The organism is Caulobacter sp. CCNWLW153 (genome assembly GCF_036889365.1).
In the GTDB taxonomy this organism is placed as follows: domain Bacteria; phylum Pseudomonadota; class Alphaproteobacteria; order Caulobacterales; family Caulobacteraceae; genus Caulobacter; species Caulobacter radicis.
Map to the genome: position 1 here is coordinate 64,911 of NZ_JBAKFV010000003.1, position 16,524 is coordinate 81,434.

10 protein-coding genes are annotated in these 16,524 nt (G+C 68.0%); 2 read left to right on the top strand and 8 right to left on the bottom strand.

The window, feature by feature from the left end; all coding sequences use genetic code 11:
* Positions 1-16: 16 nt before the first annotated feature.
* The 3 genes from V6S85_RS05950 to V6S85_RS05960 are packed head-to-tail and all read right to left on the bottom strand — an operon-like array spanning position 17 to position 5,801.
* Complete coding sequence (locus tag V6S85_RS05950; protein ID WP_334348358.1) at positions 17-1,438, bottom strand: efflux transporter outer membrane subunit; 1,422 nt, start codon at positions 1,436-1,438, stop codon at positions 17-19.
* A gap of 1 nt (position 1,439) precedes the next feature.
* A complete protein-coding gene (locus V6S85_RS05955) occupies positions 1,440-4,634 on the bottom strand; it encodes an efflux RND transporter permease subunit (RefSeq protein ID WP_334348359.1) in 3,195 nt (1,064 codons plus the stop codon).
* Positions 4,635-4,646: 12 nt separating this feature from the next.
* Positions 4,647-5,801, bottom strand: a complete 1,155-nt coding sequence (locus V6S85_RS05960) for an efflux RND transporter periplasmic adaptor subunit (RefSeq protein WP_334348360.1) — start codon at positions 5,799-5,801, stop codon at positions 4,647-4,649.
* A gap of 191 nt (positions 5,802-5,992) precedes the next feature.
* Between V6S85_RS05960 and V6S85_RS05965 the strand changes: the two genes are divergently transcribed.
* Positions 5,993-6,589 (top strand): TetR/AcrR family transcriptional regulator, encoded by a 597-nt coding sequence (locus tag V6S85_RS05965; protein ID WP_116563809.1) that lies wholly within the window; start codon positions 5,993-5,995, stop codon positions 6,587-6,589.
* A gap of 19 nt (positions 6,590-6,608) precedes the next feature.
* Here the strand turns inward: V6S85_RS05965 and V6S85_RS05970 are convergent, their stop codons facing one another.
* The 3 genes from V6S85_RS05970 to V6S85_RS05980 all read right to left on the bottom strand — a co-directional run bounded on the left by V6S85_RS05970 (position 6,609) and on the right by V6S85_RS05980 (position 10,927).
* Entirely contained in the window at positions 6,609-7,484 is an 876-nt protein-coding gene (locus V6S85_RS05970) for a rhamnogalacturonan acetylesterase (RefSeq protein ID WP_334348361.1), read from the bottom strand.
* 166 nt (positions 7,485-7,650) lie between these two features.
* Positions 7,651-9,270: a family 43 glycosylhydrolase gene (locus V6S85_RS05975; protein ID WP_334348362.1), complete on the bottom strand. Its 1,620-nt coding sequence runs from the start codon at positions 9,268-9,270 to the stop codon at positions 7,651-7,653.
* A 220-nt stretch (positions 9,271-9,490) separates the two neighbouring features.
* Positions 9,491-10,927 carry a sugar porter family MFS transporter gene (locus V6S85_RS05980; RefSeq protein ID WP_334348363.1) on the bottom strand — a complete coding sequence of 479 codons (1,437 nt, stop codon included), beginning with the start codon at positions 10,925-10,927 and terminating at the stop codon, positions 9,491-9,493.
* 401 nt (positions 10,928-11,328) lie between these two features.
* Here V6S85_RS05980 and V6S85_RS05985 point away from each other — a divergent pair, with 401 nt between their 5' ends.
* Positions 11,329-13,506 carry an outer membrane beta-barrel family protein gene (locus V6S85_RS05985; protein WP_334348364.1) on the top strand — a complete coding sequence of 726 codons (2,178 nt, stop codon included), beginning with the start codon at positions 11,329-11,331 and terminating at the stop codon, positions 13,504-13,506.
* Between the two features lie 145 nt (positions 13,507-13,651).
* Here the strand turns inward: V6S85_RS05985 and V6S85_RS05990 are convergent, their stop codons facing one another.
* Together V6S85_RS05990 and V6S85_RS05995 are read right to left on the bottom strand one after the other, a co-directional pair.
* Positions 13,652-14,620: a magnesium and cobalt transport protein CorA gene (locus tag V6S85_RS05990; RefSeq protein ID WP_116563799.1), complete on the bottom strand. Its 969-nt coding sequence runs from the start codon at positions 14,618-14,620 to the stop codon at positions 13,652-13,654.
* Between the two features lie 207 nt (positions 14,621-14,827).
* Complete coding sequence (locus V6S85_RS05995) at positions 14,828-16,396, bottom strand: GH39 family glycosyl hydrolase (protein ID WP_334348365.1); 1,569 nt, start codon at positions 16,394-16,396, stop codon at positions 14,828-14,830.
* Positions 16,397-16,524: the final 128 nt, after the last annotated feature.

The following is a 16,524-nucleotide window of genomic DNA, read 5'->3' on the forward strand; positions in this document are numbered from 1 at the left end:
TTCCTCCCCGATCAGTTCAGGACCCCTTGCTGGCGGGAGCGCCGCCGCCGAGGACCTTGTAGAGCGTGACCAGGTTGCTGGCCCGGGCCAGGCGCGCGTTGATCAGGCCCTGCTGGGCCGAATACTGCGTGCGCTGGGCGTCGAGCAGGATGAGCGAGCTGTCGACGCCGCGGTCGTAGCGCAGCTTGGTCAGGCGCGCGGTGTCGGCGGCGGCGGCGGCCACCCGTTCCTGGGCGGCCAGGCGATCGCCGATCGTGGCCTGGGTGGCCAGGGCGTCGGACACCTCGCGGAAGGCCGTCTGGACGGTCTTCTCGTAGGTCGCCACGGCGATCTTCTGGCCGGCCTTGGCGCTGTCGAGCCCGGCCTTGTTGGCCCCGCCGGCGAAGATCGGCACGCTGATGCTGGGGGCGAAGCTCCAGCTCTTGGTGCCGCCCTTGAACAGGCCGTCGAGGTCGGCGCTGGCGCTGCCGTACGAGCCCGTCAGGCTGATGCGCGGGAAGAAGGCCGCACGGGCCGCGCCGATGTTGGCGTTGGCGCCCATCAGGCTGTGCTCGGCCGCCAGCACGTCGGGACGACGGGTCAGCACGTCAGAGGCCACGCCCGCCGGCAGATCGGGAAGGATCTGGGCGGTGATCAGGCCGCCGGCCGGCTGCAGGTCGGCCGGAACTTCCGTACCCACCAGCAGGCGCAGGGCGTTCCTGTCGCGCTCGACCTGGGCCGTGTAGGTGGCCACGTCGGCGCGGGCGGTCTCGGCCAGGGTCTGCGAAGTGCGCAGGTCCAGCTGCGAGGCCGCGCCGACGTCGAACTGGCGCTGGGCCAGGGCGAGGCTGTCTTCACGGCTCTTCAGCGTGTCCTTGGCCAGGGCCAGCAGGTCCTGGTCGGCCGCCAGGGTCAGCCAGGCGTTGGCCGTCTCGGCGATCAGGCTGATCTGGGTCGCGCGGGCGGTCTCCTCGGTGGCCAGGTAGCTGTGCAGCGCCTGGTCCTTGAGGCTGCGCACGCGCCCGAAGATGTCGAGCTCGTACGAGGTGACGCCGACGTTGGCGTTGTAGTTTTCCACTTCCAGCGAATCGACGCCCGAGATCGGGAAGGCCGAGGCTCCGACCGGCGTGCTGCTGCGGGTGCCCGACAGCGTGCCGTTGACGGTCGGCAGCAGGGCCGCGCGCTGGATGCGGTAGGTGGCGCGGGCCTGCTCGATGTTGAGCACCGCGACCCGCAGGTCGCGGTTGTTGGCCAGGGCCAGGTCGATGGTCCCCGCCAGGCGGGGATCCTCGAACACCTGCTTCCAGGCGAGGTCGCCGGCCGAGGCCGTCTGGCCGTTGGCCGAAGCCGTGGGCCAGGTCGTGGCGACCGGCAGGGCCGGTCGCTCGTACTTCGGGGCCATGGTGCAGGCGGTCAGCGCGCTGGCCGCCAGCAGGGTGAGGGTGAGGTTACGAAGCATCTCAGTGGCTCTCGGCCGGAGTCGCGGGGGCCTCGTCGTGGTGACGCGGCTTGGGCTTGAAGATCCGTTCGACGATCACGAAGAACAGCGGGACGAAGAAGATCGCCAGGATGGTCGCCGACAGCATGCCGCCGATGACGCCCGTGCCGATCGCGTGCTGGCTGCCCGAACCGGCCCCGTTGGAGATCGCCAGCGGCAGAACGCCGAAGACGAAGGCCAGCGAGGTCATGATGATCGGACGCAGACGGATGCGGACGGCTTCCAGCGTGGCTTCCACCAGGTTGCCGGTGCGCTCGTAGATCTCCTTGGCGAACTCGACGATCAGGATGGCGTTCTTGGCCGCCAGGCCCATGGTCGTGAGCAGGCCCACCTGGAAGTAGATGTCGTTGCTCAGGCCGCGCAGGGTGGTCGCCAGCAGGGCGCCGACGATGCCGAGCGGGATGACCATGATGACCGACAGCGGGATCGACCAGCTCTCGTAGAGGGCCGCCAGCAGCAGGAACACCACCAGGATCGAGATCGCGTACAGGGCCGGAGCCTGGTTGCCCGCTTCACGTTCCTGGGCCGACAGGCCGGTCCATTCGAAGCCGATGCCGGCCGGCAGCTGGGCGGCGATCTTCTCCATGGCCGCCATCGCGTCGCCCGAGCTCTTGCCCGGGGCCGGAGCGCCCTGGATGTTCATCGACGACAGGCCGTTGTAGCGCTCCAGACGCGGCGAGCCGTAGACCCAGCGGGTCGTGGCGAAGGCCGAGAAGGGCACCATCTGGCCGCTGTTGTTGCGGACGTACCAGTTGTTCAGGTCTTCGGGCTTCATGCGGTAGGGCGCGTCGGCCTGCATGTAGACCTTCTTCACCCGGCCGCGGTCGATGAAGTCGTTGACGTACGAACCGCCCCAGGCCGCGCTGAGCGCCGCGTTGATGTCGGCCGTGGTCAGGCCCATCGAGCCGGCCTTGGCCTGGTCGATGTCGATCTTCAGCTGCGGGGTGTCTTCCTGGCCGTTGGGACGCACGCCGACCAGGTTGGGATCCTGGCCAGCCATGCCCAGGACCTGGTTGCGGGCCGCGGTGAGGGCGTCATGGCCCACGCCGCCGATGTCCTGCAGCTGGAAGTCGAAGCCCGACGAGGTGCCCAGTTCCGGCACGGCCGGCGGCACGACGGCGAACACCATCGCATCGCGGATCTGCAGGAACTTGCCCATGGCGCGGCCGGCGACGGCGGGAGCCTTGAGATTGGCGGCCTTGCGCTCGTCGAAGTCCTTCAGGCGGACGAAGGCGAGACCGGCGTTCTGGCCGGCGCCGCTGAAGCTGAAGCCCGAGACGGTGAACACCGACTGCACGGCTTCCTTCTCGTCGTCCATGAAGTGGCTGCGGACCTGGTCGAGGACGCTCAGGGTGCGTTCCTCGGTGGCGCCCGGCGGCAGCTGGACGAGGGTGATCATGATCCCCTGGTCTTCTTCCGGCAGGAAGGCGCTGGGCAGGCGGACGAACAGCAGGCCCATGACCAGGATGATGACGCCGTAGATGGCCATCCAGCGGACACTCCGGCCGAGGATCTTGCGAACCCCGCCCTGGTAGCGGCCCGATACGTCGTTGAAGCTGCGGTTGAACCAGTTGAAGAAGCGGTTGAAGAAGTTGATCACCGCACCGAGCGCGCCCGGATGATCGGTGCGCAGAGCCTCGCCGTGGGCGCGGTCATGCGGCTTCAGCATGGTGGCGCAGAGCGCCGGCGTCAGCACCAGGGCCACCACCACCGACAGCATCATCGCCGAGACGATGGTGATCGAGAACTGGCGGTAGATGACGCCTTGCGAACCGCTGAAGAAGGCCATCGGCACGAACACCGCCGACAGCACCAGCGCGATGCCGATCAGGGCGCCGGTGATCTCGCCCATCGACTTGCGCGTGGCCTCGACGGGGGAGAGACCTTCCTCGCTCATCACCCGCTCGACGTTCTCGACCACGACGATGGCGTCGTCGACGAGCAGGCCGATGGCCAGCACGAGGCCGAACATGGTGAGCGTGTTGATGGAGTAGCCGAAGGCCGCGAGGATGCCGAAGGTGCCCAGAAGGACGACCGGGACGGCGATGGTCGGGATCAGGGTGGCGCGCCAGTTCTGCAGGAACAGGAACATGACGATGAAGACCAGGATGATGGCTTCCACCAGCGTCTTGATCACTTCGTGGATCGACAGTTCCACGAACGGCGTGGAGTCGTAGGGAACGACGTACTTGTAGCCGGCCGGGAAGGTCTTCTCGAGCGTGGCCATCTGCTCCTTCACCGCCTTGGCGGTGTCGAGGGCGTTGGCGCCCGGGGCCAGGCGGATGGCCAGACCCGCGGCCGGACGGCCGTTGAACTTCGCGGTCGAGACGTAGCTTTCGGCGCCCAGCTCGACGCGGGCGACGTCGCGCAGGCGGACCAGGGCCCCCCCCGTGCTGTTCTTGACGATGATGTTCTCGAACTCTTCGGGCGTCTGCAGGCGCGACTGGGCCGTGATCGTGGCGTTCAGGCCCGTGCCCGGCAGGTTGGGCGTGCCGCCCAGCTGGCCGGCCGAGACCTGCGCGTTCTGGGCCTGGATGGCCGCCGACACGTCCGAAGGCGTCAGGCTGTAGGACGACAGCTTGTTCGGGTCGAGCCAGATGCGCATGGCGTACTGGGCGCCGAACAGCTGCACTTCGCCGACGCCGTCGACGCGGCTCAGCGGGTCCTGGATGTTGGACGCGATGTAGTCGGCCAGGTCGGTGTTGGTGGTGGCGTCGTTCTCCGAATAGAGGCCGACGACCATCATGAAGTTACGGGCCGACTTGGCGACCGTCAGGCCTTGCTGCTGCACTTCCTGCGGCAGCAGGGCGGTGGCGGTCTGCAGCTTGTTCTGGACCTGCACCTGGGCGATGTCGATGTCGGTGCCGGCCTTGAAGGTCAGGGTGACCGTGGCCGAACCCGAGCTGTCGCTGGTCGACGACATGTAATCCAGGCCGTCGAGGCCCTTCATCTTCTGTTCGATGACCTGGGTGACGCTGTCCTCGACCGTCTTGGCCGAGGCGCCCGGATAGTTGGCGGAGACCGAGACCTGCGGCAGGGCGATCTCGGGATATTGCGCGATCGGCAGCGTGCGGATGGCGAGCGCCCCCGCCAGCATGATCACGATCGCGACCACCCATGCGAAGATGGGTCTGTCGATGAAGAAACGGGACAGCATTGTGGGCCGGCCTTAGCGTTGAGCGGTGATGACGGCGGCCTTCACGGGCGCGCCAGGACGGACCTTCTGCAGGCCTTCGACGATGACCTGGTCGCCGACCTTCAGGCCGGAGGTGACCAGCCACTTGTCGCCGACGGTCTGGCCGACGGTGATCGGACGGATCTCGGCCACGCCCTTGGCGCCGACCACGGAGACCGTGGCGTTGCCCTTCGGGTCGCGGCTGACGCCGGCCTGCGGGATCAGCACGCCGTTGGAGGCCACGCCCTTGCCGAGGGTGGCGCGGACGTACATGCCCGGCAGCAGGGCGCCGTTGGGGTTGTCGAAGGTGGCGCGCAGGCCGAACGAGCCGGTCGTCTGGTCGACGGTGACGTCGGCGAACTCCAGGCGGCCCTGGACCGGGTAGGTCGAGCCGTCTTCCAGCTTCAGGCTGACCTGGGTCGAGCCCGAGCGGCCCAGCTGGCCGCCGGCCAGGTCGCGCTGCAGCTGCAGCAGCTCGGCCGACGACTGGGTCAGGTCGACATAGACCTTGTCGAGGTTCTGGATGGTGGCCAGGGCCGTGGTCTGGGTGGCCGTGACCAGGGCGCCGGGGGTCACCGAGCTCTTGCCGATGCGGCCCGAGATCGGGGCGACCACGCGGGTCCAGCCCAGGTTGATGCGGGCGGTCTCGACCGCGGCCTTCTGGGCGGCGACGTTCGCCTGGGCCTGCTGGGCGGCGGCCTGGGCGTCGTCGTTGTCCTGCTTGGAGACGGCGTTGACCGCGACCAGTTCCTTGTAGCGGTCGGCCTTCAGCTTGGCGGCGGTGTAGGTCGCCTGGGCCTGGGCCAGGCCCGCCTGGGCGCTGTTGACCTGGGCCTGGAAGGTCGCCGGCTCGATCTGGTAGAGCGGCTGGCCGGCGCGGACGTAGGAGCCTTCCTGGAACAGGCGGGCCTTGACGATGCCGCCGACCTGCGGACGCACTTCCGAGACCAGGTAGGCCGAGGTGCGGCCTTGCAGCTCGCTGGTCAGGGTCACCGGCTCGGTCTTCACGACCACTACGCCGACGGGCGTCGGCCCGCCCGCGCCCATGCCGCCAGCGGCTCCGCCCTTGCCTTGCCCGCAGGCGGCGAGGGTGAGCGAGACAGCCGCCAGAAGAACCGCCGAAGCGGCGAGCGGACGTTTGATAGCCATGGATATCCCCGGAGCGACAGGCTGCCGCAGGGGGGGAGGTCCCCTTGACGACGCGCCTATGATGAACAATTTGAGAATGAACGTTCATTCTCAATTGCGCTGGACATAGGCCCGGGGTAAGGCGAAGTCAACACCCCGTCCTGTCGGCCCAGTTGACCTGACGGAAATGTAATGGAGAACGGGACCGCTCGATGGTCGACGTGAGTTCAAACGCCAAGCCGACGCCCGAGGCGCGGCGGCAACAGATTCTGGATGCGGCCTGCGACGTGGTGCGCCAGGCCGGCTTCCATGGCGCCAGCATGGCCGAGATCGCCAAGGCCGCGGGCCTGAGCGTGGGCCAGATCTATCGCTACTTCGAGAACAAGGAAGCGATGGTCGCGGCGATCGTCGCCCAGGACCTGGCCGAGATGCGCGAGAAGTTCGCCGAGTTGGAAAGCCGGCCGGGCACGCTGCTCGACGCCATGCTCGACCACATCGATGAGGCGGTCAGCAAGTGCTACGACCCGCGCCGCGCGCCGCTGGTGCTGGAGGTGATGGCCGAGGCCTCGCGCAATCCCAAGGTCGCCGCGATCGTCCGCGCCGCCGACGACCAGGAACGCGCCCTGGCCAGCCAGATGCTGGAGCGCAGCCGCAAGCCCGAATGGAGCGAGGCCGAGTTCGCCGCCCGCACCGAACTGATCGGCGCGATGTTCGACGGCCTGGTCATCCGCAGCGTCAATCACCCCGAACAGGACCGCAAGGCCATGGCCTCGGTCATGAAGTCGGTCCTGGCCTGCCTTCTGGGGTAAGCGGTTTCCTTCGAGCGCCCTAAGGCACGAGGTACCGCCGCAGGGCCGGAACCGCGACGGCCAGCTCGTCGGTGACGATCTTCGAGAAGTAGTCGGCCCCGTCGCGGCCCAGGTGGGTGTAGTCGAACGACAGCTTGGCCTGGCCCATCGGCTCGACGGCGGCGTTGTTCTGGGCCTGCTGGGCCGGGGCGGGGCTCGCGCTCGGCGTGGCCGGGACCGCCGCCTGGGCGCTGATCGTCGTGCCGGTCTTCGCGGCGGCCAGAACCTCGGGCGGGGGCGGCATCTGGGCGAAGCGCGTGGCTTCCGCCGCGCCCATGGCCTGGACGGCGGCGTAGGACCTGGCGTGCAGGTCGACCAGCGGGGTCCTGGTCTCGGCGGCGACCTTGCGGGTCGCTTCGGCCCAGGGACCCAGGTCGTCGATCAGCTTGCCGTCCTTGAACTGGCGGCGGGTCAGCGGCGTGACCAGCACCGGCTTGCCGCCGGCGGCGCGGACCTCTTCCACATAGCGCTTGAGGTTGGCGGGATATTCGACAGCCAGGTCGGTCGAGCGGCCCGGCTTGCCCGGCTGGTCGTTGTGGCCGAACTGGATCAGCACGTAGGTATCCTGGAAGCCGCCGACGCCGATCTCCTTCATGGCCAGCCGCCACGAGCCCTCGGTGCGGTAGTTGCCGCTGGAGCGGCCGCCGCGCGCCAGGTTGATGCAGGCGGCGAACGAGGTCAGGTGCTGCCCGCAGAAGCTGGGCCCCCAGCCGCCGATCACGGCGGTGGTCGAGTCGCCGATCAGCACGACCTTCACCGCGCGGAACATCGGCGGCTCGGCTTCGGGCGCGGGCGCTTGGGCGTGGGCGGCCATGGGGGCGGCGGCCAGGGCGGCGGCGAGAAGGAGGGACTTCATGTGGTCGCGTCTCCAATCAATCAGGATGCTCCCCCTGAAGGGGGAGCTGTCGCGGAGCGACTGAGGGGGAAGTGTCTGTTGAACCTGCGGCCGCCTCGACATCAGAAGGGACTGCCCCCTCCGGCCCTACGGGCCACCTCCCCCTTCAGGGGGAGGATCTCGATGCTCAATCCAGCGCGCGGTACTTGAAGTTGCGGAACCGGGCCGAGCCCTTGCCGGCGGCGTAGATCCCCGGCTTCAGCATCAGGAAGCCGCCGCGCACATTGTGGTGGTAGCCGCTGACCTCCATGCCGCGGTCGAACCGCTTCCAGGTCTTGCCGCCGTCGCCGCTGGTGTGGAAGGCGACGATGTGGCGGTTGTTGCGCAGGCGCATGAGCATCCGCGAGCCGTGCGGGTTCGCGGGACGCCCGCGCTCGATGCCGTACTGGTGGGTGACGAAGTTCTTGGCGTCGAAGCCGAGGCCGCAATAGAGCTGGCGGTCGTAGAACAGGATCAGGCCGGCGCGGGTCTCCGGATCGATCTCGATCTCGCACTCGATCTCGTAGGCCTGGTCGCCGTTGACGAAGATCAGCGGCGAGCCCGTCGACGGGGCCTCGCCCGCGCCCTTCAGGGTCAGCACGCCGCCCGAGCGGCCGATGCGGTCCTGCTCGCCCGGCTTGGGGTCGAAGAAGTTCCACTGCACGCCGTACTTGTCGGTGCTGAAGTCGTCCGACAGCGCCATGCCGTGGGGGACGGCCGTGCCGCCTTTGGGCTTCTTGATGGGCTTGGCGAGATCGCCGCCACCGATGTCGAACCAGCCGTCCTTGGTCCAGGTCACCGGGGCCAGCAGCGTCTGGCGGCCCAGGGTCCAGAAGCCGTTCTCGTAGCCGTGATAGACGGTCCACCACTCGCCGCCCGAACCCTCGACAAGGGTGGCGTGGCCACGCGACCACCACTTCTCGGCGTTGTCGACGGTGCGCACCAGCGGGTTCTTCGGGTGGTTCTCCCACGGGCCGCCCAGCGACTTGGCGCGCGCGGCGATGACCATGTGGCCGGTCGGCGGGCCGGCCGTGCCGCCCACGGCGGTGATCATGTAGAAGTACTCGCCCTTCTTCATGACCTTGGGGCCTTCGGGCGAGAAGCCCTCGACGTCCCAGTCGTCCGGATAGCGCCAGGGATTGTAGACGTGCTCGGGCTTGCCGACCGTCGACAGGCCGTCGGGCGCCAGCTTGATGCGGTCGCCGCCGGACAGGAACAGCCAGCGCTCGCCGTTCTCGTCGACGATGTGGCCGGGGTCGATGTAGCCGGGCAGCTTCAGGTCGATCGGCTCGGACCACGGGCCCTCGATCCTGTCGGCCCAGATCACGTAGCTGGTGTTGTTCTTGGGGAACTTGGCCGGGATGTAGAGGTAGTAGCGGCCCTCGTGCTTGCACAGCTCCGGCGCCCAGACCGAGCCGATGTTGGTCTTCAGGGCCGGGCCCACCGGCGCCCAGTTCACCAGGTCCTTGCTGTGCCAGATCAACAGGCCCGGATAGGCGTCGAAGGACGAGTGGGTCATGTAGTAGTCGTCGCCGTCCTTGAGGATCGACGGGTCGGGCCGGTCGCCGGCCAGGATCGGGTTGAGGAAGGTCCCGTCGCCCAGGTCGGCCTTGCGCTGCCCCTCGACGCCCTTGGTCCAGGTCGGGCCGGACTTGGGCTTGGCGGGCAGGGATCCGACGCCTTCGGCGGTCGCGGCGGAGGGCAGGGCGGCGGCCGCCGCTCCAGTCAGAAGGGAACCCAAAGCTCCGCGTCGGCTGAGGTCGGCCATCGATATTCCTTCCCGGGTACTGTCCGCGCGAACTGGCGCCGCGTCGGCTTGTTACCGGTCACTTAAGCGACGGATCATCGCCTTGTCTACCGGTGTCATCGTCCATTTTCCGACGATAACGCTGTCAGAGGCGCGGGCAAAAGAAAACGCCCGGGAGCAGGGCCCCCGGGCGTTTGTCTGGCGAGGAACCTGCCCCCGTGGGGGGAGGTTCTTGGCGACCTCACCCCTCCATCGCTTCCAGTTCTTTGCCGCGGGTCTCGTGGATCAGCTTCTGGACCAGGAAGAACGAGACCACGGCGCTGACGGCATAGAAGCCGTAGGTCGCCGCCAGGCTCATCTTGGCCATGGCCGGGAAGCTGAACGAGATGGCGAAGTTGGCGATCCACTGAGCGAAGCCGGCGACGGCCAGGGCCGAACCGCGCATCTGGTTGGGGAACATCTCGCCCAGCATCACCCACATGACCGGGCCCCAGGAGAGGTTGAAGAAGATCACGTAGAGGTTGGCGGCGACCAGGGCGATCGGGCCGACGCTGCCATCCAGGTGCAGGGCGCCGTTGACCGTGGTGGCGGTCGAGAAGCACCAGGTCAGGACGCCCAGGGTCACGGCCATGCCGGCCGAGCCGATCAGCAGCAGCGGCTTGCGGCCGATGCGGTCGATCAGGGCGATGGCGGCCAGACAGGCCAGGATCGACAGGGCGCCCGACAGGATGTTGATCTTCAGGCTGTCGTCCTCGGTGAAGCCCACCGACTGCCACAGCACCGAGCCGTAGTAGAAGACGATGTTGATGCCGACGAACTGCTGGAAGATCGCCAGGACCAAGCCGGCCCACAGGATCGGACGGATCTTCTTCGTGACCGGGTCGAGCAGGTCGGAGAACTTCGGCTTGTGGTCGGCGCTCAGCGAGGCGCGGATCTCGGCGACCTTGGCCGCGCCCGTGCCCGGGCCGAACAGGCGCGAGAGGATGGCTTCGGCCTGGGCGTCCTTGCCCTTGGCCACCAGGTAGCGCGGGCTTTCCGGGATGGTCAGCAGGGCGAAGAAGAACACGCCGGCCGGGATCACCTGCATCCAGAACATCCAGCGCCAGGCGGGCAGGCCCAGCCAGAAGTCGGCGGTCGAGCTGCCGGCGGTGTGGGCCAGCACGTAGTTGGCCACGAACGCGCCGGTCAGGCCGGTGATGATCATGATCTGCTGCACGGACGACAGGCGGCCGCGGATGTTGGCCGGGGTCACTTCCGAGATGTAGACCGGGCACAGCACGGACGCCGCGCCGACGCCCAGGCCGCCGATCAGGCGGAAGATGACGAAGATGGTCGAGGTGTGGGCAGCGCCCGTGCCCAGGGCGCTGATCACGAACAGCAGGGCCGAGATGATCATCACGGTGCGGCGACCCCAGACGTCGGCCAGGCGGCCCGCCGCGAAAGCGCCGATGGCGCAGCCGATCAGGATGGCCGCGACGTTCAGGCCGGTGCCGAACTCGGTCAGCTTGAAGGCGCTGTTGAGGCCTTCCTGCGTGCCGTTGATGACGCCGCTGTCGTAGCCGAACATGAAGCCGCCGATGGTGGCCACGGCCACGATGGCGGCGACGAAGGCTATGTTCACCTTCGCGCCGTCGGCGCTCATGCCGGCGCTCGGCCCGGCGCTGGAAACTGATGCCACTGGAGTCCTCCCCGAACTGGCCCTTAAGGGGCCTGCTTTGATCCCTAACGCGCCCCCGCAGGGACCTTAGTTGCCGGCGACCTTAGTGTTACCGGTATCAGCACGCAAGCGGCGGTTTTTGCGGGATTCCCGCCGCGAGCGCCGTCGCTTCGTCGGGCGATAGTGTCAGGTCCGGCGGCGCTCGCAAGGGGCGATGGCAACGTTGTCATTCGCGGCGCCATGCGTGGGGCGGTGAGGTGGGTTCTACCCGTTGCGCCGGCGCCACGCCGGGCGGCGCCAATGCAACATTGCCGAAAAGAAATTTGCCCCGGAAGGCCGGCCGCGCTTTACCGCTGGAGGTCGAGACCAGCGCGGACCGTCCGCTCGCGGCGCCTCGACGAGCCTGCCTCGGGGGACGCGCCTTGCGCCTGAAGACCATCCTTTTCTCCGCCGCCGCCATCGTCGCGACGCCTTGCCTGGCCTTGGCCCAGGCGGCTGCCCAGACGGCGGCCCCGGCCGCCGTCCAGGGTGGTCCGAGTGCTGCTCCGAAGAGCGCGCCCGCCGCCGTCGAAGGCATCACGGTCACCGGCGACGGCGCGGCCATGCGCAGCTCGATCGACCGCCGCAGCTACAGCGTCTCCAACGACCTGTCGGCCCGCACCGGCTCGATCGCCGACGCCCTGCGAAACATCCCTTCGGTCGAGGTCGACGTGCAGGGCAATGTCAGCCTGCGCGGCGACAGTAACGTCACCATCCTGATCGACGGCAAGCCGTCGGGCATGTTCAACGGCGACGGCCGGGGCGACGCCCTGCAGGCCATGCCGGCCGACCAGATCGACCGCGTCGAGGTGATGACCAACCCGTCGGCCGCCTTCCGCCCCGACGGCACGGCCGGGATCATCAACCTGGTCACCAAGCAGACCCGCAAGCCGGGCGCGACCGGCACGCTGCGGGCCAACGCCAGCACCGACGGCCGCTACAACGGCGGCGTCAGCGGCAACTACGTCAACGGCAAGCTGACCCTGTCGGGCGACGCCGGCTTCCGCCATGAACAGCAGAAGGCCTGGCAGACCATCGACCGCACCACGGCGGCGGGGACCAGCAGCCAGGACGGCGTCTTCGAGAACGAGGGCGACATGGTCAACCTGCGCGGCGGGATCGACTACGACCTGACCCCGAAGGACCGCCTGAGCGGCGAGGTCCGCTACCGCCGCATGCAGTTCGACACCACCGGCGACGAGACCTACGAGACCACAGGCGCCTTCCCCGACTACACGCGCGCCACCGACGCTGCGATGAAGCGCGACAACAAGGCCGTCAGCGCCGACTGGCGTCACCAGTTCAAGGGCTCCGAGCACCAGCTGACGGCGCACCTGGAATACGAGCAGACCGACTTCTCGCGCAACTCCACGGCCTTCACCGACTACAGCGCGGGCGCCGACGTCTACGAGCTGTTCGGGTTCGGGGCCGACCAGGAGCGAACGAACTTCAAGACCGACTACGCCCGACCCAATGTCGGCGGCGGCACGCTGAAGACCGGCCTCGACTTCGAATGGGTCAAGAACGACTACGACAACCACGGCTCCACCGGGCCGTCGCTGGGCTCCCAGACGCTCGATCCGGCCCGCACCAACCGCTTCCTGTTCGACCAGGACGTCTATGCTGCTTACGTGACCTACGAGAAGGCGTTCGGCGACTTCACGGCCCAGAGCGGCCTGCGCGCCGAGCAGGTGCAGATCAACGGCGACCAGGTGACCGGCGGCCAGACCTTCGAGAACGACTACTTCAAGGTCTATCCCAGCCTGCACCTGGGCTACACCGTCAACGAGAACAACACCTTCAAGGGCAGCTACAGCCGCCGCGTCCAGCGCCCGCAGGTGCAGGACCTGAACCCCTATCGCGTCTACCAGGACCCGCAGAACTACCGGGCGGGCAACCCCTACCTGAAGCCGCAGGTCACCGACTCGTTCGAGCTGGGCTGGCAGTACCGCAAGGGGCCGGCCTACTATCTGGCGACGGCCTATTACCGCAGCAGCGAGGGCGTGGTCACCGACGTGGTCCGCGACCTGGGCGACGGCGTGCTGCTGACCACGCGCGAGAACCTCAACAAGAGCCGCAACGGCGGTCTCGAGCTGGTGGCCAACGGCCGCCTGACGCCGAAGATCACCTACAACGTCAGCGCCAACGCCTTCTGGAACGAGATCGACGCGGGCAACCTCGGCTTCTCCGGCACGCGCTCGGCCACCACGCTGTCGGGCCGCGCCAACGTCAACTGGCAGGCGACCCCGAAGGACTTCTTCCAGATCAACGCCTTCACCTCGGGCAAGCGCCTGACCCCGCAGGGCCATCGCGAGCCGTTCCAGATGGTCAATCTGGGCTACCGCCGGAAGGTCAACGACAAGCTGTCGTTCGTGGTGACCGTGCAGGACGCGCTGGACAGCTTCGAGGACAAGGCCGTCACTGACACGCCGACCCTGAAGGACGTCACCCTGCGCACGGCCAACGTGCGGGCGATCTTCTTCGGCTTCACCTGGAACTTCGGCGGCGGCAAGCCGCGGCCCGAGCAGTTCGACTTCGGTTCGGGCGCGGTCGGGGGCTGAGAATAGATCCTCCCCCTCTTGGGGGAGGTGGCCCGAAGGGCCGGAGGGGGGACGTTTTTAGCTTTCGAGGTCTTGGCCGGCTTCGCAGCGACTTCCCCCTCAGCCGGCTTGGCCGACAGCTCCCCCTTCAGGGGGAGCCTCTTCCCTACAGCCAGCCCGCCTTCTTGAAGCGCCGATAGAGCAGGGCGCAGACCACGCCGATGACGCCCAGGACCAGCGGATAGCCGAAGGCCCATTTCAGTTCGGGCATGTGCTCGAAGTTCATGCCGTAGACGCCGGCGACGGCGGTGGGCACGGCCAGCATGGCGGCCCAGGCGGCCAGCTGGCGGGTGATGACGCCCTGGCGCTGCTGCTCCAGCAGCGAACTGACCTCGAACACGGAATTCAGCACCTCGCCCAGGCCGGCGATCAGCAGGTCCACGCGCGCGACATGGTCGCGGATGTCGCGGAAATAGGGCTTCACCTCGGGATCGATGCACGGCGTCTCGTGATGCTCGAGATAGCCGGCGACCTGGGCCATGGGCCCCAGCAGCCGCAGGAACTTGGTCAGCTCGCGGCGCAGGGTGAACAGGCGGGTGATCTCGGCGCGGCTGAGGAAGGCGTCCAGCGCCCGCCGCTCCATCTCGGCCAGTTCGTCCTCGATGGCGTCGACCACCGGCAGGTAGCCGTCGACGATGAAGTCGAGCACCGCGTGCAGCACGTAGTCGCCGCCGTGAGCCAGCAGGGCGGGCATGGCCTCCAGGTGGGCGCGCAGTTCCAGGTGCGCCCGGGCCGAGCCGTGGCGCACGCTGATCAGGAAATGCGGGCCGACGAAGATGTCGGTCTCGCCGAAGACGATGCGGGCCTCGACCATCTGGGCGGTCTTGGCGACCACGAACAGCTGATTGCCGTAGATGTCGACCTTGGGCATCTGCCGCGCATGCAGGGCGTCCTCGACGGCCAGGGGGTGTAGGTCGAAACGCTCCTGCAGGATGCGCAGTTCGTCCTCGCGGGGGTCCACCAGGCCGATCCACACGAATTCGCCGTCACGCGGCGCCAGGCTCTCCGGATCGTCGAGCCGGATCTCCCGGACCCGCTTTCCGGCGACATAGGCGTAGGCGGCGACGACGCTCATGAGGGCTCCTGCGTTGCAGGTTCGCAGATGGCGTGAACGGCGAACGGGGGCAAGGGCCAGATCCTCCCCCTGAAGGGGGAGGTGGCCCGTAGGGCCGGAGGGGGAAGTGCCCGGTGAGGTTACGGCAATCACTTCCGCCGAAGTCACTTCCCCCTCAGTCGCTTCGCGACAGCTCCCCCTTCAGGGGGAGCATCCGTCCCGTCAGGCTTAAACCCGCTCCAGCGTCACCAGCACCAGGTCGTTCTGGTTCAGCGCGAAGTCGACGCTCGCCACGCCGTCCTTGCCGACGGTGACCGTGCGGTCGATCTCGGGCTTGTCGGCGGTCAGGGCCTGAAGCTTGCCGATCTGGTCCGGCGTCAAGCTCTTGGGCATGCCCAGCTCGATATAGGCCGTGTAGGCGTCGTTGGCGCGGAAGCCGGTGCGCTGGGCGCGCAGGCGGTAGCGGCCGGGCTTCAGCCCCGCGACGCTCAGCGCCGCGCCGGACGCCGGGGCGGCCGGCTGGACCTTGGTGAAGTAGGAGCGGTTGCTGGTCGGCTGCGCCGGCTGGGTGAAGTCCCACACCAGGGCGGCGACCTTGCCGCCGTCCACCGAGGCGAGAACGCTATTGTCCGTAGACGGAAGCTCCTTGCCGCGCAGCGCCGCCAGGTACTTGTAGGCGAACCACGAGGGCTTGCGGATCCCCTCCGGGTTCATCAGGCCGAACCCGCCCTGGAACGGCGCGGTCGGCGGGCCGGGCTCCTCGAAGAGGTCGCTGTAGGTCCAGTAGCTCATGCCCTGGACGATGCCTTTGACGCCCTTCAGCTTGGCCAGGATATAGGCGGCGCTGTGATAGCTGTCGTGCACCGGGTCGCGCGGCGTGTAGCTGGTGCTCCATTCGGTGAAGTAGAGCGGCAGGCCCGGATAGGCCGAGGCCTCGATCTCGGCCCGCACCTTGCGCACGTCGCCGATGACGGCGTCGGGATTGGCCGACAGCTTTGTGTCGTCCTTGCCGTTCTCGTCGAGGAAGCCGCCCTCGACGCCGTAGGTGTGGGTGGTGACGAAGTCGACCGCCGCGCCGTTGGCCTTGCAGTAGGCCAGGAACTCCGGAACCCAGGCCGCGCCCGCCGTCGACGGGCCGCCGACGCGCAAGGTCGGGTCGATCGCCTTGATGGTCTTGGCGGTCAGGGCATAGAGGTCGAAATAGACCTTCTGGTCGGCCTTTTCCCAGAAGCCGTCGAGATTGGGCTCGTTCCAGACCTCGAAGAACCAGGTGCGCACCTCGGCCTCGCCGTAGCGGCCGCGCAGGTGCTTCACGAAGGCGTCGATCAGGTGCGCCCAGGGCTCGAACTGCGGGTGGGAGGTGTTGCCCTTCCACCAGAAGATCGTCAGGTCCGAGGTCTTCATGGCCTCGGGCGTGAAGCCCAGCTCGATGAAGGGCTTCAGCCCCATGGCCAGCAGGCGGTCGTACAGCTGGTCGATCCTGGTCCAGTCGTAGACGATCTTGCCGTTGGCCCCTTTCTTCACCGTGCCCAGCACGTCGTGGAAGATGGCGTGGAAGCGGATGTAGCGGAACTTCAGCTCGTCCGACGCCGTCTTCAGCTGGGCCAGGCTGTCCTCGCGCAGCAGGGTGCCCGGATAGTCCGAGCCGATCGACAGGTCGAAGAAGCGGTCGACGGGCCGGGTGGCCTTGGCCAGGTCCAGCGCGATCGTCCGCTTGGCCGCGCCTGCGAAGGCGGGCAGGGAAGGCAGCGCTGTCAGGCTGGCGATCGTGGCCATCAGTCGGCGGCGCGAGAACATGGGAGCTTCCTCTTCCTTTCCCCTCGCGGAGGGGAGTGTGAGAACCTCGTCCTTCGACAAGCTCAGGATGAGGTTTTCAATCTGATCGGCGGTTCAGAAGGACCTCACCCTGAGCTTGTCGAAGGGCG

What these genes read in the sequence shown, in the direction of transcription:
- V6S85_RS05950 (WP_334348358.1), bottom strand. Translation starts at nt 1,438, where the DNA reads ATGCTTCGTAACCTCACCCTCACCCTGCTGGCGGCCAGCGCGCTGACC.
- V6S85_RS05960 (WP_334348360.1), bottom strand. Translation starts at nt 5,801, where the DNA reads ATGGCTATCAAACGTCCGCTCGCCGCTTCGGCGGTTCTTCTGGCGGCT.
- V6S85_RS05995 (WP_334348365.1), bottom strand. Translation starts at nt 16,396, where the DNA reads ATGTTCTCGCGCCGCCGACTGATGGCCACGATCGCCAGCCTGACAGCG.
- V6S85_RS05965 (WP_116563809.1), top strand. Translation starts at nt 5,993, where the DNA reads ATGGTCGACGTGAGTTCAAACGCCAAGCCGACGCCCGAGGCGCGGCGG.
- V6S85_RS05955 (WP_334348359.1), bottom strand. Translation starts at nt 4,634, where the DNA reads ATGCTGTCCCGTTTCTTCATCGACAGACCCATCTTCGCATGGGTGGTC.
- V6S85_RS05975 (WP_334348362.1), bottom strand. Translation starts at nt 9,270, where the DNA reads ATGGCCGACCTCAGCCGACGCGGAGCTTTGGGTTCCCTTCTGACTGGA.
- V6S85_RS05970 (WP_334348361.1), bottom strand. Translation starts at nt 7,484, where the DNA reads ATGAAGTCCCTCCTTCTCGCCGCCGCCCTGGCCGCCGCCCCCATGGCC.
- V6S85_RS05990 (WP_116563799.1), bottom strand. Translation starts at nt 14,620, where the DNA reads ATGAGCGTCGTCGCCGCCTACGCCTATGTCGCCGGAAAGCGGGTCCGG.